Annotated in this window: 29 protein-coding genes and 1 riboswitch; of the genes, 19 read left to right on the top strand and 10 right to left on the bottom strand. The window is 41.1% G+C overall.

Going from position 1 to position 22,215, the window contains the following annotated elements; all coding sequences use genetic code 11:
- Positions 1–6 precede the first annotated feature (6 nt).
- Complete coding sequence (locus AAHB12_RS20010) at positions 7–1,431, top strand: LutB/LldF family L-lactate oxidation iron-sulfur protein (protein WP_342046695.1); 1,425 nt, start codon at positions 7–9, stop codon at positions 1,429–1,431.
- Positions 1,431–2,144, top strand: coding sequence for a LutC/YkgG family protein (locus tag AAHB12_RS20005; RefSeq protein ID WP_129727977.1), 714 nt, complete (start codon positions 1,431–1,433; stop codon positions 2,142–2,144). Before AAHB12_RS20010 ends, AAHB12_RS20005 begins: the two co-directional genes overlap by 1 nt.
- Positions 2,145–2,294: 150 nt before the next feature.
- On the opposite strand, the gene AAHB12_RS20000 is transcribed toward AAHB12_RS20005, so the two are convergent.
- A complete protein-coding gene (locus AAHB12_RS20000) occupies positions 2,295–3,995 on the bottom strand; it encodes a pyruvate oxidase (RefSeq protein ID WP_342046693.1) in 1,701 nt (566 codons plus the stop codon).
- A 195-nt stretch (positions 3,996–4,190) separates the two neighbouring features.
- On the opposite strand from AAHB12_RS20000, the gene AAHB12_RS19995 reads away from it, so the two are divergent.
- On the top strand, positions 4,191–4,943 hold the full coding sequence (locus AAHB12_RS19995) for a prepilin peptidase (RefSeq protein ID WP_342046691.1): 753 nt from the start codon (positions 4,191–4,193) through the stop codon (positions 4,941–4,943).
- 284 nt (positions 4,944–5,227) lie between these two features.
- On the opposite strand, the gene AAHB12_RS19990 is transcribed toward AAHB12_RS19995, so the two are convergent.
- The 4 genes from AAHB12_RS19990 to phaQ form a co-directional block, all read right to left on the bottom strand.
- A complete protein-coding gene (locus AAHB12_RS19990; protein WP_129727980.1) occupies positions 5,228–5,413 on the bottom strand; it encodes an alpha/beta-type small acid-soluble spore protein in 186 nt (61 codons plus the stop codon).
- Between the two features lie 152 nt (positions 5,414–5,565).
- Positions 5,566–6,009 carry a MaoC family dehydratase gene (locus AAHB12_RS19985; protein WP_129727981.1) on the bottom strand — a complete coding sequence of 148 codons (444 nt, stop codon included), beginning with the start codon at positions 6,007–6,009 and terminating at the stop codon, positions 5,566–5,568.
- A 99-nt stretch (positions 6,010–6,108) separates the two neighbouring features.
- Complete coding sequence (gene phaP / locus AAHB12_RS19980) at positions 6,109–6,633, bottom strand: polyhydroxyalkanoic acid inclusion protein PhaP (RefSeq protein WP_129727982.1); 525 nt, start codon at positions 6,631–6,633, stop codon at positions 6,109–6,111.
- A gap of 42 nt (positions 6,634–6,675) precedes the next feature.
- On the bottom strand, positions 6,676–7,125 hold the full coding sequence (gene phaQ, locus AAHB12_RS19975; protein ID WP_129727983.1) for a poly-beta-hydroxybutyrate-responsive repressor: 450 nt from the start codon (positions 7,123–7,125) through the stop codon (positions 6,676–6,678).
- Positions 7,126–7,369: 244 nt separating this feature from the next.
- Between phaQ and phaR the strand changes: the two genes are divergently transcribed.
- The 3 genes from phaR (at position 7,370) to phaC (ending at position 9,773) form a co-directional block, all read left to right on the top strand.
- The gene (gene phaR, locus AAHB12_RS19970) at positions 7,370–7,825 is read left to right on the top strand and encodes a polyhydroxyalkanoic acid synthase subunit PhaR (RefSeq protein WP_129727984.1); all 456 of its coding nucleotides are present in this window, start codon (positions 7,370–7,372) and stop codon (positions 7,823–7,825) included.
- Between the two features lie 52 nt (positions 7,826–7,877).
- Positions 7,878–8,621 (top strand): 3-oxoacyl-ACP reductase, encoded by a 744-nt coding sequence (locus AAHB12_RS19965; protein WP_129727985.1) that lies wholly within the window; start codon positions 7,878–7,880, stop codon positions 8,619–8,621.
- A 66-nt stretch (positions 8,622–8,687) separates the two neighbouring features.
- Positions 8,688–9,773 carry a class III poly(R)-hydroxyalkanoic acid synthase subunit PhaC gene (phaC, locus tag AAHB12_RS19960; protein WP_129727986.1) on the top strand — a complete coding sequence of 362 codons (1,086 nt, stop codon included), beginning with the start codon at positions 8,688–8,690 and terminating at the stop codon, positions 9,771–9,773.
- A gap of 39 nt (positions 9,774–9,812) precedes the next feature.
- Here phaC and AAHB12_RS19955 read toward each other — a convergent pair whose 3' ends face one another.
- Positions 9,813–10,157: a DUF3905 domain-containing protein gene (locus AAHB12_RS19955; protein ID WP_342046689.1), complete on the bottom strand. Its 345-nt coding sequence runs from the start codon at positions 10,155–10,157 to the stop codon at positions 9,813–9,815.
- 132 nt (positions 10,158–10,289) lie between these two features.
- Here AAHB12_RS19955 and AAHB12_RS19950 point away from each other — a divergent pair, with 132 nt between their 5' ends.
- Positions 10,290–10,457, top strand: a complete 168-nt coding sequence (locus AAHB12_RS19950; protein ID WP_165350754.1) for a hypothetical protein — start codon at positions 10,290–10,292, stop codon at positions 10,455–10,457.
- A gap of 104 nt (positions 10,458–10,561) precedes the next feature.
- Here AAHB12_RS19950 and AAHB12_RS19945 read toward each other — a convergent pair whose 3' ends face one another.
- The gene (locus tag AAHB12_RS19945; protein WP_165350755.1) at positions 10,562–10,783 is read right to left on the bottom strand and encodes an NINE protein; all 222 of its coding nucleotides are present in this window, start codon (positions 10,781–10,783) and stop codon (positions 10,562–10,564) included.
- A 192-nt stretch (positions 10,784–10,975) separates the two neighbouring features.
- Positions 10,976–12,742: a B12-binding domain-containing radical SAM protein gene (locus tag AAHB12_RS19940; RefSeq protein WP_342046687.1), complete on the bottom strand. Its 1,767-nt coding sequence runs from the start codon at positions 12,740–12,742 to the stop codon at positions 10,976–10,978.
- A 160-nt stretch (positions 12,743–12,902) separates the two neighbouring features.
- On the opposite strand from AAHB12_RS19940, the gene AAHB12_RS19935 reads away from it, so the two are divergent.
- Positions 12,903–13,037, top strand: coding sequence for a hypothetical protein (locus tag AAHB12_RS19935; protein WP_281278888.1), 135 nt, complete (start codon positions 12,903–12,905; stop codon positions 13,035–13,037).
- Between the two features lie 283 nt (positions 13,038–13,320).
- Positions 13,321–13,950, top strand: a complete 630-nt coding sequence (locus AAHB12_RS19930; protein WP_342046685.1) for a class II aldolase/adducin family protein — start codon at positions 13,321–13,323, stop codon at positions 13,948–13,950.
- Between the two features lie 212 nt (positions 13,951–14,162).
- Here AAHB12_RS19930 and AAHB12_RS19925 read toward each other — a convergent pair whose 3' ends face one another.
- Complete coding sequence (locus AAHB12_RS19925; RefSeq protein WP_129727991.1) at positions 14,163–14,924, bottom strand: divergent polysaccharide deacetylase family protein; 762 nt, start codon at positions 14,922–14,924, stop codon at positions 14,163–14,165.
- A gap of 340 nt (positions 14,925–15,264) precedes the next feature.
- Here AAHB12_RS19925 and AAHB12_RS19920 point away from each other — a divergent pair, with 340 nt between their 5' ends.
- The 6 genes from AAHB12_RS19920 to queF all read left to right on the top strand — a co-directional run bounded on the left by AAHB12_RS19920 (position 15,265) and on the right by queF (position 19,119).
- On the top strand, positions 15,265–15,528 hold the full coding sequence (locus AAHB12_RS19920; protein ID WP_410776948.1) for a Spo0E family sporulation regulatory protein-aspartic acid phosphatase: 264 nt from the start codon (positions 15,265–15,267) through the stop codon (positions 15,526–15,528).
- A gap of 591 nt (positions 15,529–16,119) precedes the next feature.
- Complete coding sequence (locus tag AAHB12_RS19915) at positions 16,120–16,242, top strand: DUF6254 family protein (RefSeq protein WP_246040226.1); 123 nt, start codon at positions 16,120–16,122, stop codon at positions 16,240–16,242.
- Positions 16,243–16,597: 355 nt separating this feature from the next.
- A riboswitch (PreQ1 riboswitch) is annotated at positions 16,598–16,641 on the top strand.
- Positions 16,642–16,739: 98 nt separating this feature from the next.
- Positions 16,740–17,402 carry a 7-cyano-7-deazaguanine synthase QueC gene (gene queC / locus AAHB12_RS19910; protein ID WP_342046683.1) on the top strand — a complete coding sequence of 221 codons (663 nt, stop codon included), beginning with the start codon at positions 16,740–16,742 and terminating at the stop codon, positions 17,400–17,402.
- Positions 17,402–17,893 (top strand): 6-carboxytetrahydropterin synthase QueD, encoded by a 492-nt coding sequence (queD, locus tag AAHB12_RS19905; RefSeq protein ID WP_342046681.1) that lies wholly within the window; start codon positions 17,402–17,404, stop codon positions 17,891–17,893. Before queC ends, queD begins: the two co-directional genes overlap by 1 nt.
- A complete protein-coding gene (queE, locus tag AAHB12_RS19900) occupies positions 17,886–18,602 on the top strand; it encodes a 7-carboxy-7-deazaguanine synthase QueE (protein WP_342046679.1) in 717 nt (238 codons plus the stop codon). The genes queD and queE overlap by 8 nt, the downstream gene beginning before the upstream one ends.
- Before the next feature lie 19 nt (positions 18,603–18,621).
- Positions 18,622–19,119: a preQ(1) synthase gene (gene queF, locus AAHB12_RS19895; protein WP_129727996.1), complete on the top strand. Its 498-nt coding sequence runs from the start codon at positions 18,622–18,624 to the stop codon at positions 19,117–19,119.
- 115 nt (positions 19,120–19,234) lie between these two features.
- Here queF and AAHB12_RS19890 read toward each other — a convergent pair whose 3' ends face one another.
- Entirely contained in the window at positions 19,235–19,420 is a 186-nt protein-coding gene (locus tag AAHB12_RS19890; protein ID WP_129727997.1) for a YkvS family protein, read from the bottom strand.
- A gap of 317 nt (positions 19,421–19,737) precedes the next feature.
- Between AAHB12_RS19890 and AAHB12_RS19885 the strand changes: the two genes are divergently transcribed.
- From AAHB12_RS19885 to AAHB12_RS19870, 4 genes are all read left to right on the top strand, one after another.
- Entirely contained in the window at positions 19,738–19,911 is a 174-nt protein-coding gene (locus AAHB12_RS19885; protein ID WP_342046677.1) for a hypothetical protein, read from the top strand.
- A 693-nt stretch (positions 19,912–20,604) separates the two neighbouring features.
- Complete coding sequence (locus AAHB12_RS19880; protein ID WP_342046675.1) at positions 20,605–21,270, top strand: histidine phosphatase family protein; 666 nt, start codon at positions 20,605–20,607, stop codon at positions 21,268–21,270.
- 292 nt (positions 21,271–21,562) lie between these two features.
- Complete coding sequence (locus AAHB12_RS19875; RefSeq protein ID WP_129727999.1) at positions 21,563–21,757, top strand: abortive phage infection protein; 195 nt, start codon at positions 21,563–21,565, stop codon at positions 21,755–21,757.
- 58 nt (positions 21,758–21,815) lie between these two features.
- Complete coding sequence (locus tag AAHB12_RS19870) at positions 21,816–22,166, top strand: hypothetical protein (protein ID WP_342046674.1); 351 nt, start codon at positions 21,816–21,818, stop codon at positions 22,164–22,166.
- Positions 22,167–22,215 lie beyond the last annotated feature (49 nt).

Below are 22,215 nucleotides of genomic sequence, written 5' to 3'. Positions count from 1 at the left end.
TGAACAATGAGCATGAAAATTAGCGATAAAAAGTTTAATGAACGTGTAGGTGAAGGGATTCAGGATTCTACAATGCGCGGTGCGGTTTCTGCTGCGCAGGAGCGGCTGTATACACGCCGTTTAACGGCTGCGGATGAACTAGGGAATTGGGAGAAATGGCGTGATCTCGGAGAACAAATTCGCCAGCATACGCTTGAGAACTTAGACTATTATTTAATGCAGCTAAGCGAAAGCGTAATGCAGCGAGGCGGTCACGTATTTTTTGCGAAAACAAAGGAAGAAGCGGCTCAGTATATTCAAGATGTAGCGAAGCAAAAGCAAGCGAAAAAAGTTGTGAAATCAAAGTCGATGGTTACGGAAGAAATCGAGATGAACAAGGCGTTAGAAAGCATTGGCTGTGAGGTTGTAGAGAGTGACCTTGGCGAATACATTCTTCAGGTCGACGACCATGAGCCGCCATCTCATATCGTGGCGCCGGCACTTCATATGACAAAAGAACAAATCCGTGATGTATTTGAAGAAAAGCTAGGCTACGAACAAACAGAAGATCCATATGAGATGACAAAGTTTGTCCGCAAAATTCTTCGCCAAAAGTTTGTCGAAGCTGAAATCGGTGTAACTGGCTGTAACTTTGCGGTTGCAAATACAGGATCTATTTGTTTAGTCACGAACGAAGGAAATGCTGACCTTGTCACAGCGATTCCAAAAACACAGATCGCCGTGATGGGAATGGAGCGTCTTGTTCCGACTATGGAGGAGCTGGATGTATTAGTCGGATTGCTGTGCCGCAGTGCAGTGGGGCAGAAGCTGACAAGCTATATTACAGCAGTTGGTCCAAAGCATGAAGGGGAAGCAGACGGTCCGGAGGAATTTCATCTTGTGATCGTAGATAATGGCCGTTCGGAAATTTTAGGGTCAGAATTTCGTCAGGTGCTGCAATGTATCCGTTGTGCCGCATGCATTAATGTCTGTCCTGTATACCGTCATATCGGCGGCCACTCATACGGCTCTATTTACCCAGGACCAATTGGCGCGGTTTTATCCCCGCTGTTAGGCGGATACGATGACTATAAAGAGCTGCCTTATGCATCGAGCCTTTGTGGGGCATGTACAGACGCTTGTCCGGTAAAAATTCCGCTGCATGAGCTGCTGCTCAAGCATCGTCAGGTGATTGTTGAGAAGGAAGGACGGGCCCCGCTAGCAGAAAAGCTGGCTATGAAAATGTTTGAAATGGGTGCTTCCTCCTCTGCATTGTATAAATTAGGAACAAAAATCGCACCAACTGCGATGATGCCAATCACATCTGGAGGCCGCGTATCTAAAGGAGTCGGTCCGCTGAAAAACTGGACGGATATTCGCGAATTCCCAGCGCCAAGCAAGGAGCGCTTCCGTGATTGGTACAAAGATCATAAGAAAGGAGGAAATCACTAATGCAAGGAACTGTTCAAAATCGTGAAGCATTTTTAGACAATCTAGCGAAGCAGCTCGGACGCGAGCGACGCACAAGCGGTGTGACGCGTCCAGCATGGAAGCATGATGTGAATGAGGAAGTCATGAAGGGATTTACACAGGAAGAATTGCTGCACGCATTCCGAGAGCACTGTAATAAAATTCATACGACTGTTTTGGAAGCTACAAAAGAAAATCTGGCTTCTGTGCTGAAGCAAGTGATTACTGAAAACGGCGGGGGACCTATTATTACATCACAGGATGCACGTTTTGCTGCATATGGCTTGGAGCAGCTGTTGACGACAGAATTACCAAGCCAAGGGATGAAGGTGCAGGCTTGGGATGCAGAGAAAGGCCGTGAGGAGAACCATGCGTTTGCAGAACAAGCTAATTTCGGGATTGTATTTAGTGATTATGCGCTGGCAGAATCCGGGACAATTGTTGTGCAAGCACATAAAGGGCAGGGGCGCGCATTGCATTTCTTGCCAACGATTTACGTTGTAATTATTCCCCGTGAAACGCTCGTGCCACGCATTACACAGGCCGTGCACAGCCTGCAGGAACGTGTGGAGCAAGGAGAAACGGTTGCTTCCTGTATTAACTTCATTTCCGGCCCGAGCAACTCTGCCGATATTGAGATGAATCTCGTCGTCGGTGTACATGGTCCGTTAAAAGCATATTATATCGTTGTGTAAAGAAACTCGCCAATCGGCGAGCTTCTTTCACACTGTTGAAAACCAACTTCGTCAATAGATAGATCCCCTCCTTTTTACGATAGAAAGAGGAGGGGTTTTTATATGTATTACATAGAACAGAATCTAACTATATGAAGCAGCCTCCCTCTCTTATAAAGGAGGCAAGTCAAGCTTTCCTTCCTCAAATAGCTCCTTGAACATATGCTTACTATATCCCGCTGCTTGTGCAAATGTAATTTTTGCTGGCATCGGCGCTTCCTGTACATCTACTATAACATCTATAATGCACGGCTTGTTTTGCTGAACGGCCTTTTGCAGCGCCGGCAGAAGTTCCTCCGGCTTTTCAACCCGATATCCTACCCCGCCGCAAATATTAGCGTAATCAGCAAAGTTAGGATTGAATAAATCTGTTCCGAACTCGATATTTCCCATCACTTCTTGTTCGAACTTAATCATTGCAATCTTATGGTTGTTCAGCACAATGACTATGATTGGCAAATCGTATTTTACTGCAGTAACAAAGTCCGCCATTGTCATGGCAAATCCCCCGTCACCGCAAATAGCAAATACCTGCTTTTTTGGATAGGCAATCTTTCCTGCAATTGCGCCAGGCAGTCCGCAGCCGAGAGTCGCAAGCCAGCTTGAGATGATAAACTGCTGATTGGTCATACGGAAGTGTCGTGCCGCCCAAACGGTAACATTTCCGACATCTACAGATAATACGGCGTCATCATGAGCAACTTGCTGCAAAGCATGTATCACACGCTGTGGTTTAATTGGAACCGATTCATCATCCTCTTGACGGTTTAGACGGTCCCACCACTTTTGCATTCTTTCTTGACTTCGCTCTAAGAAAGTGCGATTATCATTGCGACTCACATGCTGTGAAAGCCATTCTAATGTTTTTCCCGCCTCTCCAGCCAAACCGACATCGACCGGATAGCGTTTTCCGATTTGTGCAGGGTCAATATCAATATGAATAGTTTTCGCCTTCTTCGGCAAAAATCCAGTAAACGGATAAGAAGTCCCTATCATGATGAGAGTATCTGTCTCCTGCATCGCTTCATAAGCAGCCTTTGTGCCAATTAATCCTAAGCCGCCTAAGCAGTATGGATGTTCATCAGCAATAGCCCCTTTTCCTGGCAGAGTCAAAACAATAGGAGCTGCAATGTGCTCAGCAAATGCTAACAGCGTTTCACGTACGCCGTGTACACCTCTGCCTGCAAGGATGACGGGACTCTCAGCATTCTCTAAAACTTCCTTAGCTTGCTGAAGATCCTCTGTAGACGGAAGAATTTCTTGCTTTACGACAAGACTGGATGTTATGCGTGCTTCTGCTTCTACTTCAAAGCGGGGAATGTCATCAGGAATAGTAAGCACAGCCACTCCTTTTTTCGTATAAGCAGTTCGAATAGCTTGGTTGACAACAGCCGGAAGCTGTTCAGCAGACATAATTCGCTGATTGTAGACTGCCACATCATCAAACATTCTTTCCAGGTTTACTTCCTGAAAGAAATCCGTTCCGATTAAATCTGATTCTATTTGTCCTGTAATAGCCAGCACTGGCACCTTATCAAGCTTAGCATCATATAATCCATTCAATAAATGAATGGCACCAGGGCCAGCAATAGCCATGCATACCCCCAGTTTCCCAGTTAATTTTGCATATGAAGCCGCAGCCAAAGCCCCTGCTTCTTCATGTCTCACTTGAATAAACTTGATTTTATCTTGTTTTTTACGAAGAGGTTCAATAATGGAATTGATGGAATCTCCGGGCATACCATAGATATGGTCAACCCCCCATTCAATTAATAAATCAATCAATTTTTCGCCTGCCGTTTTTTTAAACATCACACATCTCCTTTTCAAATATGCCTGTTTGTAGTTTGGCACATATATCCAGAACTTAATCAATAAAAGACTCCTAATCAACAAGCATTGATGCCCAGAATTCCCCTTGCATTTTCCCCTTCTTTATATACAATGGAACAAAAGGGGCACTTTGTACTCTTTTTGTTCTGTAAAATAAATGAAAAGGCGGGATGCATGATTGGTTTAATTGTGTATTTGTTTCTTGTCGGTCTTGTTCTTGGCTCCTTTTATAATGTTGTTGGTCTGCGTATCCCCGCAGGACAATCTATTATCCATCCTCGTTCCTTTTGTCCGTCCTGCTTACGGACAATTAGAATCCGGGAACTCATTCCTGTTTGTTCGTACATATGGCAAAAAGGGAAATGCCGTGGCTGTGATGTACGAATTCCTCTCTTATATCCATCTCTAGAGCTAATTCACGGTTTGCTGTTCGTTTTAGCATTTCAGTTATTCGGCTGGAGCGGTGAAACGATTGTCGCTTGGACCTTGTTAGCGCTCCTCACGGTTATCGTAGCTTCTGATTTAGGCTATATGCTGATTCCTAATAAGATTTTATTATTTTTCCTTCCAGTACTTGTAATAGAGCGTATATTTGTTCCGCTTCAGCCTTGGTGGAGCGGGATAGCAGGAGCATGTATTAGCTTCCTCTTTTTATTCATGATAGCGATATTGAGCAAAGGCGGGATAGGCGGGGGAGATGTAAAGCTTTTTGCACTGCTTGGCTTTGTCCTAGGAATAAAAGGTGTGCTCCTCGCTTTTTTTCTGGCCTCGTTTTTAGGGACTGTTTTTGGAATAGGGGGGATCCTAGCTGGAGCAATGAAGCGTCAATCAGCAATTCCGTTTGGACCATTTATTGCGCTGGGAACGATTATATCCTACTTCTTTGAACCGAATGTACTGAGATATTATTTTTTGCTATTTCCATAAACGGCATTGCTATAAGAAAGACAGCGGGTGCATAGAATATTTGTTTAGAACCACGTGTTTTTCATTGCCCTTTAAGAAAGCATAAATTTCTAGCAGGGAGATCACTCGACGTAGTGAGAAATTTTAGGAACAAAGTGTAAGGGCAACTACGCTTCTGTCTTCACCTAACGTCTCGCCAATCAGCGAGTTTTCTTTATTGTGGAACGGCTCTGTGTGAATATGGATTATCGGCAAAAAGCAAGGAGGATGGAAATTTCCATCCTCCTTCAGCCATTGTTATGAAGTTATCCGCGTAATTGTTGTTGCGCAAGAGCGACTAAACGCTTTGTAATTTCTCCTCCAACAGAACCGTTAGAACGAGAAGCTGAATCGGAACCGAGATTTACACCAAATTCACTTGCAATTTCGTATTTGAATTGATCCAAGGCTTGTTCACAGCCTGGAACAAGAAGTTGATTTCTATTAGGCATTTTGCACTACTCCTTTGTTTTCTGTATTCCAGCTTTCGTAAGCTGGTGTTATTAGAGTGTGCTGTTTTGCAGGGGACATACTCGGAAGTAGCAGGAGGGTATAGCAGTTCTTGGATGAAAAGGAAAAGAAAAAAAGAGCAGCCATAAGCTAGCTACTCCATTTTCATAACGACTGCTGAACCTGCTACAACAAGCTTTTTATGCTGGTTATAGACATTGGTTTCGAGTGTCATAATTTTTTTATCATCGCGTTTTTGAACAACTTCTGCAATCACGGTCACTGTATCGCCGATTTTCACAGGCGCTTTAAAGGATACGTTTTGCGACAAATAAATCGTGTTTTTTCCCGGGAGCTTTGTGCCTAAAACGGCCGAGATAAGGCTAGCCACGAGCATACCGTGTGCAATGCGCTCTTTAAACATCGTTGTTTGTGCGAACGAATCAAGTAAGTGAACTGGATTTACGTCTCCGGTGAGCTTTGCAAATGCTTGAATGTCTTCGTCTGTGATCGTTTTCGTAAGAGAAGCCTGCTCCCCAATCTGAATCTCTCCATAGGCACGCTCAGGAACAACTTGTGCTTCTTGAAAAAGGTTCATATTATCCTCCTTTTTAGTTACCAGTGTAATAAAGCCGGAAGGATGATAGCGGTTCACCAGACAGACGAGCTCCTTTGACAGCAAGAAGTCGCTATATAATTATTTTACTGCAGTGAATAGAGTTTTAGAGCCTTCTTCGAATTTTTTTACTAAATCCAATTGCATGCCCTTTAATTCCTCAAGAAAACCATTCATCTGCTTTTGGATTTCCTCACGCTGATTTTGATTTTGCGCAACTAATTGTTTCACTGTGTCTTCCAATTGTCCACTTGCTTGTGAAAGGAAAGATACAGAAGCTTTTGCAGGAGAGATAGAGAATTGCTGCATTTGCTGAGCAAACTCATTCCATTTTCCTTGCCATTCTTCGATTTGTGGAGTAAATGGATTGCCTCCTAATTGCTTCACATAACCTGTATATTGAGCATTCAGTTGAGCAGAGTATTGTTTCATCTCTTGCTCCATCGTTCTTACTGCTTCTTCCATCTTCTGAAGCGTTTCTTGCTGTTGCTTCATTGTTTCTAAAGTAAGATGCTCCATTTGTTTTCCAGCGTTAGAGAACATAGAGAGCGATTGAGTCCAATTTTTCCAAAATGCATCCATGATTTCGTACGGTTTCATTTCCATGACTTGACCTCCGATATTTATTTGCATATTTGTGAATGCAGACTACTCTGCAGAATCACCTGATGAAGGTGGTTGCTTTGTTTCCTTACTTCCAGATGAGGAGAAGGGGAAAAAAGCATTTGTGTACAATGTAAAAAATGTGCCTAGCATTTTTTGATATTGCTCAAACGAGTTAACGCAAGATTCCAAATATTTTTCTCCGTATTCTGTTAGAGAATAAATTCGTTTGGCTGGTCCGCCCTCACTCGTATCCCATGTTGATGAAATTAATTTTTCTTTTTCCAGTTTGCGCAGCGTTCGATACACGTTGCCTTGGTCAATAGAAGAAAAGCCAATATCCATCAGCATTTGAATGAGTTTGTAGCCGTGAAGACTCCAATCTTTTAAACATAGAAGCAAAAAAGGCACTAAAAAATTTTTTGGAAGAGCATTTGATACTTTCGCTTGAGGTTCCTCTAGAAGCTCATTGTGTTCAGGTTCCTTACTGTTCATAGTGGCATCACCTCGTAAACAAATACAAAAATAGGAATTTTTTCTCATCTACCTGTAATTTACACCTACCTGTTTTTGTTGTCAATAAAAAGTCCGAAAAATAAAAAAAAAATAAAAGGTCGAAACAGTAAAAAAAAATAAAAAGTCCGAAAAGTAAAAAAAGGGTTGCACGTTTCTTCTAAATGTTACAAAATATAGGATATACTGAATAGTTTTCACGTTAATTCCAAAGGGGTGTGATAATGTGATCGATCAAAAGTTTGACCCATTGAAGGCTTGGAAGGAAGTATACGACCAAACAGAGAAGTTTTGGGGGAAAACGCTAAATGAAACACTAAAGTCTGAGGAGTACTCCGCATGGACTGGAAGTGTTCTGGATTTGAATTTGTTTTACCAAAAAATGCTGAATGATATCACAAAAGGATATCTAGAGAAGATGAATGTTCCAACACAAGAGGATGTTGCAAGAATTGCATCTTTAATTATCAATCTAGAAAACAAAGTTGATAACATTGAGGAATTTTTGGAAGATAAATTAGAAAATATGGAACAAGCTCCTGGAGCAAAGCGTGATATTACGAAGGTGAAGCAAGATATCCGCCTCCTTGAAAATAAAATTGATCAAGTTTTAGAATATTTGCAAAAGCAGCAGGAATTAGTAGCAGCTGCGTCGAAAACATCTAGAGAAGAGAAGCAATAAGCTTTTTATTCTATACAAACTATGCTATATCATATTTTAGGGGGAAATTGAAATGGTTCAGTTAGATGGCAAAGTAGCAATCGTTACAGGTGGCGCAAAAGGAATCGGCAAATCGATTACGGAGGCGCTTGCTAAACAAGGGGTAAAAGTCGTCATCAATTATAACAGCAGTGCGACAGCTGCTGATGAGCTTGTAAACGCATTAGCAGAGCAAGGATCTGAAGCTTATGCATGCCAAGCTGACGTTTCTAAATTAGAAGATGCTAAGCGTCTTGTAGAGGAAACTGTACAACGCTATGGCAGAGTAGACTTCCTTGTTAACAATGCGGGTATCACAAGAGACCGTTCATTCAAGAAGCTTAGCCGCGAGGACTGGGATCAAGTAATTGACGTTAACCTAAGCAGTGTTTACAACACGGTCAGCGCAGCGCTTCCTTACATAGCGGAGTCTGATAACGGCCGAATCATCAATATTTCCTCAATTATTGGTCAAACTGGAGGATTCGGACAAACGAATTACTCTGCTGCTAAAGCGGGTATGATTGGCTTTACGAAATCATTAGCTCTTGAGCTTGCAAGAACGAATGTAACTGTTAACGCAATTTGCCCTGGATTTATTGAGACAGATATGGTTGCGGAAATTCCACAAAACGTTTTAGATCAAATCGTTGCTAAAATCCCGAAAAAACGCTTAGGATCAGCCGAAGAAATCGCAAATGGTGTTCTATACCTATGCCGTGACGGTGCATATGTAACAGGACAGCAATTGAATATTAACGGCGGCTTGTACATGTAATTTTCGGTATGTTCGAAGGTGCATGGTATACATGCACCTTCTTTTAAAAAGAAGGAGGAAACCGAAATGGCATCCATGTTAACCGAGTGGGAAAAACAGCTCGATTTTTATCCTGAGGAATATAAAAATTCATATAATCGCTTCAAGCGAGCAAGTGAGGTTCTATATCGCGAACCAGAGCCGCAGGTTGGGCTTACCCCTAAAGAAGTGATTTGGACAAAAAATAAAGCAAAACTATATCGTTATGTTCGCAAGCAAGAGAACACTCATGCAACGCCTCTCCTGCTCATTTATGCGTTAATTAACAAACCTTATATAATGGACCTAACACCTGGCAGCAGTCTCGTCGAATATTTGGTGGACCGCGGTTTTGATGTATACTTGCTCGATTGGGGTACATTCGGACCTGAGGACAGCCACTTGAAATTCGACGACTTTGTTATGGACTATATTGGGAAAGCAGTTAAAAAGGTACTACGGGTTTCCGGAGCGGAGGATATCTCTCTTCTTGGCTACTGCATGGGCGGAACTATGACATCCATCTATGCTGCTTTGCACCCACATATGCCAATTCGTAATCTAGTATTTATGACAAGTCCATTTGACTTCTCTGATACTGGCTTATATGGTGTTGTGCTTGATGAGCGCTACTTCAATCTTGATAAAGCGGTAGATACTTTAGGTAATATTCCAGCAGAAATGATCGATTTTGGAAATAAGATGCTAAAGCCGATTACAAACTTTGCTGGACCTTACGTAAGTTTATTTGATCGCTCTGACAACCAACGCTTTGTAGAAAGCTGGAAGCTTATGCAAAAGTGGGTAGGCGATGGTACACCGTTCCCGGGTGAAGCTTATCGTCAATGGATTCGCGAATTTTACCAAAACAACAAATTGGTAAAAGGCGAGCTTGTTATTCGCGGTCAACAGGTAAAGCTTGAAAATATTAAAGCAAATGTGCTAAATCTTTCAGCGCAGCGTGATCACATTGCGCTTCCTTGTCAGGTAGAAGCATTGCTTGAGCATATTTCCAGCACAGATAAAGAGTACGTTTCCATCCCTACAGGTCATGTGTCTATCGTATACGGAGGCACAGCTGTTAAGCAAACGTATCCGACAATTGGGGATTGGCTTGAAAAACGTTCCCAATAATGAAGAAAACTCGCCAAATCGGCGAGTTTTCTTTACTTTTTAATCATTTATACCACGCTCAGGATGCATAAATACATCGTCATTGTTGCTTTGCTTTGGGCTTCGTTCCTTCTCAAGCAGTTCTTGGTTCTCCGGTGCAATCCAGCCAATATCATTGGTTGGATGAACCCATTCATCTCCGGACATAACGGCTGGATCCGTATCTTCGCTCCAGTGGTTGAGCGGGCTATTCTCTGAATTATATTTACTGTCCCCTATGATCACCCCGTGCTTGTTTACAAAAGGAGGCTCCATCTTAATCCCTGTTCCTTTAAAGGAAGGAAAGCCAGCTTGATGGGGGATTGTTTCATCTAAAACGGGCGAAGAAAGTTTGGGCTCTTTCATATGCATGCTCCTTTGCTTTTTGTTATTATTGTACCCATCACATCTCCTTTTCCAAGCGTTAAAAGTTGCCACTCATAGATAGAACCGTTTGCTTTATACTAAGCATACAGCTTATTTATGGAGGGAACATACATGGTTAAACGAAAAGTAGGCTATAATGCAGCTTCAACAAATAATCAAACACCGAAGGAAAGCTTGCCTGGGGGGCAAATGGCAATGGAGTTTGCAAGTGAGAATGTAGCTAAATATGCCAATCGAAATTCTAAAAAGGGGAAAAAGAATTCCTCTTCTGAGTTGTAAACCCTAAAATTTCCGCCTGCGCTGAAGTGACTTCCAGCTGGAAATTTATACTTTCCTACAATGTAAAATAGGGCCAACCCTTTAAGGTTAGCCCTATTGTTTGTCTAAAGAGAGGCCTTATATCTCCTATTTGCTTCATCAATCCATTTTTTGATTAGAAAGACATCTACTAGCCAAAGAAGGCCGATTGTAACCATACAAGCGAGCCAATACCAGAGGATTACACTTACCTTTTCCTTCACATAAATACGATGTACTCCAATGCCGCCAAGAAAGAACCATAGTATAATTGCTAAACCGAAAGATTTACGTTCCGATACGCTCATCTTCATCCCTCCCTTCCTTAACTGTATGAGGAAGGGGAAGGAATCAGAATCTAAAGAACTGGCAAGCCTTGCCCACCGGCGAAGACAGAGGCGCAGTTGCATTTACAGTATATTCCTAAAATTCCCCACTACGTCAAATGACCTTCTAGCTGGAAATGTATACTCCTGCCGTGTAAAAAGCAGACATGATCCTTAGTTTGCTGTTACAGTAAGCTGAGCCGGGGCAGAGTAAATCGTGCATTGTAATGTTTTCGGATCAAAATAAGCTAATAAGAGAGACGGCTGCATCGTTATTGCTCCGGTCTGCTCAAAGCCTGCAAAATCAAACGGTACAAACTCTAAAATGGTATGCTTATACAACTCTTTTTCTGTCAAAGAAAGCGAAACAAACTCTTCTCCTAAAAGAGAGGGTTGCTCCAAAATAACTTTATAATAAAGCGAGAGCTGTTCTTTTGGGACGATTTCATCCCACCATGGTTTGCGCGGACGATATTTATGTCCTTGTAAATAGTCGGCTTTCATTAACCCTTGGATTACCTCAAGATGCCGAGCTTGCGTTCCTTCTAAAAATTGATAGAGCCGCTTGAATAAGTCCTCAAGCTGATGACCGATGCGAACCCATCCCTGTTCATCCCAATAGGAGCCGAACTCTTGGAAGAAGTCGAATGGCGTTTCAAAGGTGCTTGATACTAGATATTCAAGAGTGCGATCCATACGATGGGCATTCCAGTATTTCTCCAACACGTCCTCCACCTGCTTAATACGCACAATATCATCAAATGGGAGGATATCGTTTCCGAGAATCTCATATGGAGCATGATCCATATATACATAGCTATGATCTTTGGAGCGAATGCGCAGACCAGTACCGCGCAGCATCTTTAAAAAGCCTAATTGCAGTTCTTCCGGACGAAGTGCAAATACATCGTTAAAGGTCTTTTTGAAGGAATCATAGTTCTCCTCTGGCAAGCCGGCAATTAAATCTAAATGCTGATCGATTTTTCCGCCTTCTTTTACCATCGTCACGGTACGAGTAAGTTTTGCAAAGTTTTGACGTCTCATGACAAGATCATTTGTACGATCATTGGTTGACTGAACACCGATTTCAAAACGGAATAACCCTGGAGGGGCCTCTTGATTGAGAAATTCAATGACCTCGGGGCGCATAATATCCGCTGTGATTTCAAACTGAAATACAGTGCCGGGAAGGTGCTCATCAATTAGAAATCGAAACATCTCCATCGCATAGCTGCGGCTAATGTTAAAGGTACGGTCTACGAACTTAATGACTCTCGCACCATGCTTCATTAAGTAACGGATATCATCCTTAATGCGTTCGCGGTCAAAATAACGAACTCCCGTTTCTATAGAAGAAAGACAAAATTGACAGCTAAACGGACAGCCGCGGCTTGTTTCTATATAAGTGATGCGTTTACTTAAATGCGGAATATCTTCAGGAAAGCGATACGGTGATGGAATTGTTTTTAAGTCGAGCTTTTCACGCTGCGGTTTAATTACATATGTTCCATCTTCCTTTACAAAACCGATACCATCAAGTGTTTCGTATTGCTTGTTTCCTTGTATTTCAACAAGTAATTTTTTTACAGAAACTTCACCTTCACCGATGATAATAAAATCAACTTCTGGAATGCGCTCTAACCAATATTTTGTATCATAGCTTACTTCTGGTCCGCCAATAAACACAATAAGGCTAGGATTGATTTTTTTCAGCATTTGAATCACTTGAATTGTTTCCTCAATATTCCAAATATAGCAGCTGAAACCGACTACATCAGGTTGGCGGCGATACAAGTCCGTCACAATGTTCATTGCTGGATCTTTAATTGTATATTCTGCCATCTCCAAATCAAATTCTGGCGCAGCATATGCTTTTAAATAACGTAAGGCTAAATTTGTATGAATATATTTTGCATTTAGTGTACTTACAACAATCTTCATTTGTTTGAACCTCAAATCTATTTTTAGTCATAGTGTAGACACTCTCCTAGTATAGGCATACTCCTAAGAAAACTCAATGGAGACTATACACATTCTTGTACTTTCATCATATAATTTACCAAGACAAAAAAAGTTGACTTAAGGAAAGAGAGGGACGAACATGAATAAACGGACGAACGGAAAAACAGAGTGGTATGCACATTTGCTGCAAAAGCTTCATATTATATCTGAACAAGAGAAACAGCAAATTATCAAGACACTTCACAAGAACAAAAAAGATAAGTATTTCTCGTAAAGAAAACTCGCCGATTGTGGGACAGAGGCGCAGCGGCACCTAAAATTTCCGGCTACTTCGATTAATTTCTAGCTGGAAATTTATACTTTCAGGAACTGTAAAAAATATTGGAATAAGCTTCCATGATATATAGAAAAGTTATTGACAAAACAGTTATTTTCATGTGATAATTTGATTAAATTTTAAGAATTATCAAATAATTAAGGAAGAATGAACGTTCATATATAGCCAACTGTACTGAACAAATCCAGTAAAGAATGCGAGATTATACGGAGGTGAAAGAATGTTATTTTTCTTAAAAAAATGGAAAGAACTGCGCGATATTAAGATGGAACTGGCCTTACGGGATTGGTTTTATGGAACAAAGATAAGCATGTCTATGAGAGTGTCTCAGGATCCGCTTACATTTCTAGTGAATGTAGAAGGAAAAGATAAAGGAATATTCTCCGAAGATGATTTTATTGTCGTGAATGCTTCCTGCGAGTCGGTTTTTCAGCTAGAAGCACAACCAGCCTCAGAATCTCCTCTCCATGCCCATACCTATAAACAAACAGGTGCTGATTGTATTTTGCAAGTACAAACTGTAGATAGTCACCTCGTTTCAGAATTATATAGTCAGCAAAGAGAAGTAACATTTGACGAAAAGAATGTGAGCCGTGTATTTGGAAAAGAAGGTATTGAGAACATTACTATTCCTATCGTAGATAACGAACGGCAATTTATTGAACTGCTAAATGGAGAAACAAGTGCATTTACGCCCGAACGCGGCGCTGTTCTCGTACATGACTATGGGTTAATTGTCTGGGCCTCTTCACCAGAGGAAACGAAGAAGTGGTTGGAAGGACTTGAGTACTTAATGAACTATCACGTGAAACTGCTCATGATTAAAGGAGCGAAAAGTTCTGTCATTTGATAGATCAAGCATGATGAGTTTTTCATACTGCGAAGGGCTCACTTGCTCCACAAAATAAATGTAAGCGTTTTATTTATAGGTAAAGGCTTCAGCTTCAAGCCTGTCTTTGGGTGAAGACAGAGGCGTAAGTGTAAAAAAGATCACTAACACTCAAATGAGAGAGGGGGGACCTCTCTCATTTGAGTGTTAGTTGGCTATTTTCTGAGCTTTTCCTAATGAAAAGGAAGCAAGGAGCGTTGCTGCACAAGTTGAGAGAGAAATACAAATTGGGCATGTTCCTTGAGCGCCGGCATGCTGGAACGAATTACGCTAGAAGTGATTTCCCCAGGGGGGCCGACATGACCAATTGCAATTGTAACCGGTTTCTCTTTTACTCTGCTTAGCAGGAGAATTGCTTGCTTTGTAATATGTGCTGACGTATATATATCATCAAAAAACAAATGGTTTTCAACCACTGGAACATTCAGTTCTTTTGCAACTTTTCCCGCAACACTTTTTGAATTTGTTTTGCTGTCTAAATAAAACAAGCCGTGTTTTTTGCAAACGGATAAGATAATACGCATCACTCGTTCATCTGCTGTAACCTTTGACCCCATATGGTTATTCATTCCCACAGCATGCGGAACATCTGCCACTGCAAGCTCTACACGTTTACGAATTTCTTCATCACTTAAGTCCGTTGTAATAGCATTCGGACCTAGCCAGCTTCTTTTCCCCCTAATCGGCTCCATTGGCATATGGATGATAACCTCATACCCTTTTTGATGAGCTGCTTTCGCATCCGCCTTTGTGGATGGAAGAAACGGCATCACAGCAATTGTGAGGGGAATGGGGAGTGAGAGCATTTGCTCTGTTCCTTTCATATTGTTGCCAAAATCATCAATGACGATGGCTACTTTATGTTTTTCAGCAGCTATAGCTGACGGAAGAAACATAAGGTAGAAAGCAAAAAACATCAAAGTCCACTTTTTCATCTCTAACACCCTTTTTAATTATAGTAGCTTGTCATTATGTTTTGCGATTTATGACGAAAATAATCGGATAAATAGTCGAATCAAGCGTATATAAAAATTTCAAACGTTGAAAACATTGGACTTTACAGAAAAATAAAAAAAAATACAGAGAAAAAAATGTCTATTATTGCGAATGTGTTTACAAATATAGAATTATTTGTAATAATTCCTAAAGTAAGATAAAGATTTTGTAAATATTAGAGAAAACATATAAAAAGCAGACAAAGTGCAGGGAGAGGAACGCGCAAGAGAGAGAGATGAGGGGGAGACTGATGTGCAAGCTATAAAGAGAAAGCATGCAATGGACAAGCTGTTGCTTGATATACATTTAAAACGTGAAGAAATGATTGCCAGTGGGCTAGAAAGCGGATTTTCCAGCTCAGAAACATTGCAAATAAGCCAAGAATTGGATATGTTGATTTTGAAATATCAAAAGCATAAAGAACAATTGGACAAGCCCAGTTCATTCCAAACTGTAATAAATCTCGATTTTTTAAAGAAATTAAAGGCGCAGCTTTCTAAAACATCCATCGTGGTAGTGGTGTTATCTTATCTTCATTACTAAAATAATGTATATTCCTTTCTAGTCTCTTGCAACGCTGTTCCAAAAAAGACGCCCCCTCCTTTTCTAACAGGGAGGGAGCAGCGGACAGAATCATATCTAAGGCGGTATCATCTTGCTAGCATCTTAATCAGTTTGAGCTTTTTCCATTTGTTTTGTCTGCGTTCAAGCCTTGTTCGTCTTTGTAGCTCAGCATATTGAACATATATATATAATGATACGCGTTCGGTAAGTAAAAAAATCATACGTTTCCAGCTAGAAGTTATTCGACGTGACTGGAAACTTTAGAAACATAGTGTAAGCGCAAATGCACTTTTGTCTGCGCTTGACGGTGAGTTTTCTTTATACTCCCCCTAAGAAAATCAAGAAGCTGTTTATGTTCCTTAGACACATTCTCTCTTTACCTGGCTATGGAAGAGCAATCTGCACATAATAGGAATCATGATACGTGTTAACAATGTATGTCATGGCAGGACCTTTACAAATTAACATTCCAAACGATGTTGCGAATGCTGATGGAACTCTTTTACAGACATAACTCCTTTTATGTTAGAGCACCCTAAAAAAGAAGAAACATGTAAGGAGAGGTGCGCAATGTCTCATCAAAAACGTCAAAAGGAACGACTTTGGAGAACGAGAAAAGAAAGCCAACAGCAACATCCTCATGGAAAAGTAAAAACGTTTGAGCAGCTGGCAGAAGAAGCAGGTAAGCAGTAAGAAAACAGAATAAGCTCATTTTACCCGCAATGTGAACAGTTCTCCAAACACAAAGGAGAAGCTTTTTCTTTTATTGCTCTGGGTACAGCGAGCTAGTGGATGAAGTTAGACAATGATTTAAAACAGATGTCCTTTGTCTTTAAAGTAAAAAACGTGAGGGTTTATGTCCCATCACGTTTTTTCTATATATCCAAGCATGTAGACCTTACGCTGGAAATTTATACTCTCTTAAAGAGTAAACCATGCATATGCCTGATCAGGTTGATTCATCTATTCGTTTTCTAAAGCTTCCTTGCTGCACGAATATATGTTAGAATAATGTGCGATTAACTTCAGAAGAAATTCCATGCACTGCATGGGAGAGGTTCGCGAACTCCCTCTATAAAAAACTAAGGCATGACAATATCTATTTTTGGTATTGTTTTGTTTTTATCTATATGACAGTTCAAGAACGCTGCTTCTTCGTATACTTTCTTAATGAAAAAGGAGAATGAATAATGAAGAATGAAAAAGCGGTTGTTGTATTTAGCGGCGGTCAAGATAGTACAACGTGTCTATTTTGGGCACTTGATCATTTCGCGGAGGTTGAGACAGTTACGTTCAATTACAATCAACGGCATAGCCTAGAAATTGATTGTGCAGCCTCTATTGCGGAAGAACTTGGCGTTAAGCATACCGTACTAGATATGAGTCTATTAAACCAATTGGCGCCAAATGCGTTAACACGCGGCGATATTGAGATTGAACATAAAGAAGGAGAGCTTCCGTCAACCTTTGTGGACGGACGCAATTTGCTTTTCTTGTCATTTGCGGCGGTTTTGGCGAAGCAAGTCGGCGCGCGCCACATCATCACAGGCGTATGTGAAACAGATTTTAGCGGCTATCCGGATTGCCGGGACGTATTTGTAAAATCATTGAATGTGACATTGAATTTGGCAATGGACTATCAATTTGTAATTCATACACCTCTTATGTGGATCGATAAGGCAGAAACATGGAAGTTGGCAGATGAGCTCGGGGCATTTAATTTCGTGCGCGAAAAAACACTCACTTGCTATAACGGGATCATCGGCGACGGCTGCGGGGAATGCCCGGCATGTAAGCTTCGTGCAGCTGGTTTAGCTGAATATGTAGCAGAGCGAAAAGGAGCGGGCGCATAATGGACAACTTCTTTGGTTTTCGCATTGTAGAGAATCTACAAAAAATAGACAAGGATATTCGTCGTGAGCAGCTCAAGTACCATAACAAACGGGTTATGGTGAGTAAGGAGTTTACATTTGATGCAGCGCACCATCTGCATTGCTACGAAGGAAAGTGTAAAAACCTTCATGGCCACACATATAAAGTTGTTTTTGGCATTAGCGGCTATGTAAATGAAATCGGTTTGGCAATTGATTTTGGTGACATTAAAGAAATTTGGAAGCAAGAGATTGAGATTTATCTTGATCATCGTTATTTAAATGAAACGTTGCCACCGATGAATACAACAGCAGAAAATATGGTTGTGTGGATTTTCGAAAAAATGGAAGATGCATTGCAGCAAGACGAGCGTCAGCTGCAGTATAAAGGTGCGCGCGTAGAATTCGTTCGCTTGTACGAAACACCAACGAGCTATGCTGAAATGAGACGGGAGTGGATGGAGCTTGACTAATATTCCCGTGTTAGAAATATTCGGACCGACCATTCAAGGAGAAGGAATGGTGATTGGACAAAAAACGATGTTTGTCCGTACTGCTGGCTGTGACTATCGTTGCACATGGTGCGATTCTGCTTTTACATGGGACGGTACAGCAAAGGATTTGATTCGGCAGATGAGCGCAGAAGACATTTGGCAGGAGCTAAAGCAAATCGGCGGGGACAATTTTTCGCATGTAACGATTTCAGGCGGCAATCCTGCTCTGTTGAGCTCCTTAGGAGAACTTGTCCTTCTATTGAAAGAAAATGGCGTTACAACGGCGATAGAAACGCAAGGAAGCAAATGGCAGGATTGGCTTCTCGCTATCGATGAAGTAACCGTGTCTCCAAAGCCGCCAAGTTCTGGGATGGAGACAAATTTTACAATGCTTAGCACAGTGCTAACCAATCTAAAAGATAGTCGTGTAAGCCTTAAGGTTGTTGTATTTGATGATACTGATTTTGCTTACGCAAAAGACATTCATGCCCGTTATCCGTATATCCCATTCTTTGTGCAGGTCGGCAATGACGATGTGCATACAACTGACGATACGCTGCTTATCTCACGGTTATTACGTAAATATGAATGGCTGATTGAGAAGGCAGTAAGCTGCAAGGAAATGAATGATGCAAAGGTGCTGCCGCAGCTTCATGCGTTAGTGTGGGGAAATAAGCGCGGCGTTTAAAATAGGAAGGGGATTTATCATGACAGGACGTAAAGACGAGGAGCTAAAGGATGTTACGCTGCTCGGCAATCAAAACACAAAATATTTATTTGAATATTCACCAAGCATTTTAGAAACTTTTGATAATAATCACCCAAGCCGGGATTATTTCGTAAAATTAAATTGTCCGGAATTCACAAGTCTTTGTCCGAAGACAGGACAACCAGACTTTGCGACGATTTACATTAGCTATATCCCAGAGATTAAGATGGTAGAAAGCAAGTCACTTAAGCTTTATTTATTTAGCTTCCGCAACCACGGTGACTTTCATGAAGATTGTATGAATATTATTATGAACGATTTGATTGAATTAATGGATCCTCGATATATCGAAGTGTGGGGCAAATTTACACCGCGCGGAGGTATCTCAATCGACCCGTACTGCAACTATGGACGCCCGGGGACAAAGTATGAGAAAATGGCGGAGTATCGTTTGATGAATCACGATTTATATCCGGAGAAAATTGATAACCGTTAAGAGAAAGCTTGTAATATAAAAGAGTCTATGAAAAACAAAAGGATGTACGGAAGCAGTACTGTATGCTGCTTCTGTACATCCTTTTTGCTTCCAAATGATATTTCTGCTAGCTTCATTATGCCTGCTGCGCTACAATCGTATAATTTTTATGGTTAACAACGGTAAGAGGCTCCAAATCCAGTTCTCTATAATTCTCCATAATTGTTATATCTACAATGACGGAGTTTTTATTCACTTTCTGCACACGCCCTTGCAAACCATTTTTAAATTCTACTACATCTCCAGCTTCTGCAATAATCATATGCACTCTCTCCCCATAAAAAAATTGGATAAGAAGACCTTGCTCAGTAGTCCTCTTTTGTTGTTTTCTCTATTTTGAACTATATTTACTAATTTGTAAATGTTTTCATACTCATTTCAAAAAAAGATTTTTCATTTGTCAAGAAAAAAGAAGATTTTTGTCGAAAAAAAATAGATATTGACAATAAGATATAGATTGATTCATAGAAAGTATCAGTATATTTTACCTTTTAAGGAAATATATATCAATCATACATTTGCCCATATACCGTTTATCTCTTAGCGGTATGAGGAACTAGGTCGGGAAGGAGAGACTTTATGGAGGTCTGGATTATCTTAGGTGTTTTAGTCATAATAGCATTGATATTTTGGGTGGCATCGTCTTCGAGAAAAGGAAAGCGTCATCATAGTGATTCTTCCTATACGAATGATTATGATAATGATTCCTCCGATGCTGGAGATAGCGGTGGAGATGGAGGTGGAGGAGACTGACAGACAGCTGTGACACGCTGTCTTTTTTGCATTGTAGGAGAAGCTGGAAGCGAATGTATCAGTGTAACTATGCCGCTGTTTTCGCTTAAAGGCTCGCCAATCGGCGAGTTTTCTTTACACTGTAGGGAGGTATAAATTTCTAGCTGGACGTCAATTCGACGTAGTGAGAAATTTTAGGAATACAGTATAAGAGCAACTACGCCTCTGTCTTCGCCCAAAAGCAGGGCTCGCCAATCGGCGAGTTTTCTTTACACTGTAGGAAAGTATAAATTTCTAGCTGGATGTCAATTCGACGTAGTAAGAAATTTTAGGAATACAGTATAAGGGCAACTACGCCTCTGTCTTCGCCCAAAAGCAGGGCTCGCCAATCGGCGAGTTTTCTTTACACTGTAGGGAAGTATAAATTTCTAGCTGGATGTCAATTCGACGTAGTGAGAAATTTTAGGAATACAGTATAAGGGCAACTACGCCTCTGTCTTCGCCCAAGTGCAGGGCTTGCCAATCGGCGAGTTTTCTTTACACTGTAGGGAAGTATAAATTTCTAGCTGGATGTCAATTCGACGTAGTGAGAAATTTTAGGAATACAGTATAAGGGCAACTACGCCTCTGTCTTCGCCCAAAAGCAGGGCTCGCCAATCGGCGAGTTTTCTTTATTTTTTGTTTATCATTGCATGATATAATAGAACGATAAGTATGATAAGAACAGGAAGTTTTCAAAAACGGAGAGTGAATGAGGTGCAAATCTCGTTGATTACGCACGGTCCTGTCAACGTCCCTTCTTATTTTATGAGTACAACAGCATTTCATTTATGGTGGGAACAATACAAGCAGGCAGAACTGGTTCTGAATAGCACATTCCCAACAAAAACGACTGACATAGTACGTCAGGCAAAGCGAGTGGTCACGAGCGATGCAACGTGTGCGGTTCAATCTGCAGCATCGTTCATTTCTTCACTTTCTTTTGTACAAAACAACTTGTTTCGCGAAATATCCGTGCCTAGATGCTTGCCAACTGTACCTTGGCTGAAATTAAAGCCATCGGCATGGATGATGCTTAGTCGAGCGCTTTGGCTTGCAGACTGTAGTAATAACAGTGATTATACAGAATCATACAAGCAGGCGGAGCAACGCGCCCAGCAGGCAGCTGATTTGCTAATAGGCTATGCGCTGTGCGACTCTAAAATTGTCTTAATTGGTCATGCCTTCTTCAATGCTATGATTGCGAAGGAGTTAAGAAAAAAAGGTTGGACAGGACCTTTATGGACAGACAGTCGTAACTGGGGATGCACAACATATCGTTATTCCAAGGTATTTGCAGGAAAATCACTTGAATATAAAGTAGGGTTTACACCTAGTTAAAGAAAGTTCATCGATTGGCGAGCCATCAGGCGAAGACAGGGGCGTAGTTGCACTTACACTGTACTCCTAAAGTTTCCGGCTACGTCGAATGACTTCTAGCTGGAAATGTATAATTTCTGGTGCAAATAAAAACGCAATCCCATGCAGAAGGATTGCGTTTTTGTCTGCTAGAACTTTCATGCAGGTTGCTTGACTACGAGAACAAAGCTGATCAATTCCACTTTTCTTGTAAACAGGCTCTTGTCGGTTTCTGGAAATAACGGTACAATAAGTACTTGCAGAGGTGAAGGCTATGGATCAATCAATAGTTAATGAGATTTTAGATAAATTAAAGAGCGGTGAGCTGCATGAATATACTGTAACCAAAGAGGTATTTTACTCCTTTCGGGAAGTGTTGGTGAATAGACCGGATTTTAAGCATTTTCGCGGTGTTGCCCAGCATGGAGGAATTGTGGTGTACACATACATGGAAACACCGCGTTCCTAAACAATGATAGGGAACTGCAGCTAATATTATAAAAACAATAGATGGGGAGGGAATGAGCTTGGGAGAATTTAAGCAAAAGCGTCTCACACATTGGGATTATATGTGGAAGGATGAACAAGGCAGACGGTTTATGGGGATGGTGCTTTTGCCTGCAAATCGTAAAAGAGCGGGGCGCTATTTATGGGAATTGAAAAAACAGCTTGCTGATGCATACAAAAGTAAGCTCTATGTTCCGATTACCATTTTACATCAAGATTCCTTCTTAGATATAGATGGGCGTATTTGTGCGGTAAGCGATGATGAAAATATGATAACCATTCAAGATTTGTCTGGTAGCTACTATACAGTGCGAATTAGCGATGTCTTGCATATTGAGTATAAGAATGAAGGCGGAAACAGCTCAGAGTAGGGCTGTTTTTTGCATTTTAGAAAAGCGTACCTTTCCAGCTAGCAGCGAA

It is taken from the genome of Bacillus sp. OTU530 (genome assembly GCF_038440375.1).
This window is presented reverse-complemented; position numbering and strand designations above follow the sequence as displayed.

Excerpts from the sequence above, each read along its gene's own strand:
- AAHB12_RS20010 (WP_342046695.1), top strand. The coding sequence starts at position 7 with ATGAGCATGAAAATTAGCGATAAAAAGTTTAATGAACGTGTAGGTGAA.
- AAHB12_RS20005 (WP_129727977.1), top strand. The coding sequence starts at position 1,431 with ATGCAAGGAACTGTTCAAAATCGTGAAGCATTTTTAGACAATCTAGCG.
- AAHB12_RS20000 (WP_342046693.1), bottom strand. The coding sequence starts at position 3,995 with ATGTTTAAAAAAACGGCAGGCGAAAAATTGATTGATTTATTAATTGAA.
- AAHB12_RS19995 (WP_342046691.1), top strand. The coding sequence starts at position 4,191 with ATGATTGGTTTAATTGTGTATTTGTTTCTTGTCGGTCTTGTTCTTGGC.
- AAHB12_RS19990 (WP_129727980.1), bottom strand. The coding sequence starts at position 5,413 with ATGCCTAATAGAAATCAACTTCTTGTTCCAGGCTGTGAACAAGCCTTG.
- AAHB12_RS19985 (WP_129727981.1), bottom strand. The coding sequence starts at position 6,009 with ATGAACCTTTTTCAAGAAGCACAAGTTGTTCCTGAGCGTGCCTATGGA.
- phaP (WP_129727982.1), bottom strand. The coding sequence starts at position 6,633 with ATGGAAATGAAACCGTACGAAATCATGGATGCATTTTGGAAAAATTGG.
- phaQ (WP_129727983.1), bottom strand. The coding sequence starts at position 7,125 with ATGAACAGTAAGGAACCTGAACACAATGAGCTTCTAGAGGAACCTCAA.
- AAHB12_RS19965 (WP_129727985.1), top strand. The coding sequence starts at position 7,878 with ATGGTTCAGTTAGATGGCAAAGTAGCAATCGTTACAGGTGGCGCAAAA.
- phaC (WP_129727986.1), top strand. The coding sequence starts at position 8,688 with ATGGCATCCATGTTAACCGAGTGGGAAAAACAGCTCGATTTTTATCCT.
- AAHB12_RS19955 (WP_342046689.1), bottom strand. The coding sequence starts at position 10,157 with ATGAAAGAGCCCAAACTTTCTTCGCCCGTTTTAGATGAAACAATCCCC.
- AAHB12_RS19950 (WP_165350754.1), top strand. The coding sequence starts at position 10,290 with ATGGTTAAACGAAAAGTAGGCTATAATGCAGCTTCAACAAATAATCAA.
- AAHB12_RS19945 (WP_165350755.1), bottom strand. The coding sequence starts at position 10,783 with ATGAGCGTATCGGAACGTAAATCTTTCGGTTTAGCAATTATACTATGG.
- AAHB12_RS19940 (WP_342046687.1), bottom strand. The coding sequence starts at position 12,742 with ATGAAGATTGTTGTAAGTACACTAAATGCAAAATATATTCATACAAAT.
- AAHB12_RS19935 (WP_281278888.1), top strand. The coding sequence starts at position 12,903 with ATGAATAAACGGACGAACGGAAAAACAGAGTGGTATGCACATTTGCTG.
- AAHB12_RS19930 (WP_342046685.1), top strand. The coding sequence starts at position 13,321 with ATGTTATTTTTCTTAAAAAAATGGAAAGAACTGCGCGATATTAAGATG.
- AAHB12_RS19925 (WP_129727991.1), bottom strand. The coding sequence starts at position 14,924 with ATGAAAAAGTGGACTTTGATGTTTTTTGCTTTCTACCTTATGTTTCTT.
- AAHB12_RS19920 (WP_410776948.1), top strand. The coding sequence starts at position 15,265 with ATGGACAAGCTGTTGCTTGATATACATTTAAAACGTGAAGAAATGATT.
- AAHB12_RS19915 (WP_246040226.1), top strand. The coding sequence starts at position 16,120 with ATGTCTCATCAAAAACGTCAAAAGGAACGACTTTGGAGAACGAGAAAA.
- queC (WP_342046683.1), top strand. The coding sequence starts at position 16,740 with ATGAAGAATGAAAAAGCGGTTGTTGTATTTAGCGGCGGTCAAGATAGT.
- queD (WP_342046681.1), top strand. The coding sequence starts at position 17,402 with ATGGACAACTTCTTTGGTTTTCGCATTGTAGAGAATCTACAAAAAATA.
- queF (WP_129727996.1), top strand. The coding sequence starts at position 18,622 with ATGACAGGACGTAAAGACGAGGAGCTAAAGGATGTTACGCTGCTCGGC.
- AAHB12_RS19890 (WP_129727997.1), bottom strand. The coding sequence starts at position 19,420 with ATGATTATTGCAGAAGCTGGAGATGTAGTAGAATTTAAAAATGGTTTG.
- AAHB12_RS19885 (WP_342046677.1), top strand. The coding sequence starts at position 19,738 with ATGGAGGTCTGGATTATCTTAGGTGTTTTAGTCATAATAGCATTGATA.
- AAHB12_RS19880 (WP_342046675.1), top strand. The coding sequence starts at position 20,605 with ATGATAAGAACAGGAAGTTTTCAAAAACGGAGAGTGAATGAGGTGCAA.
- AAHB12_RS19875 (WP_129727999.1), top strand. The coding sequence starts at position 21,563 with ATGGATCAATCAATAGTTAATGAGATTTTAGATAAATTAAAGAGCGGT.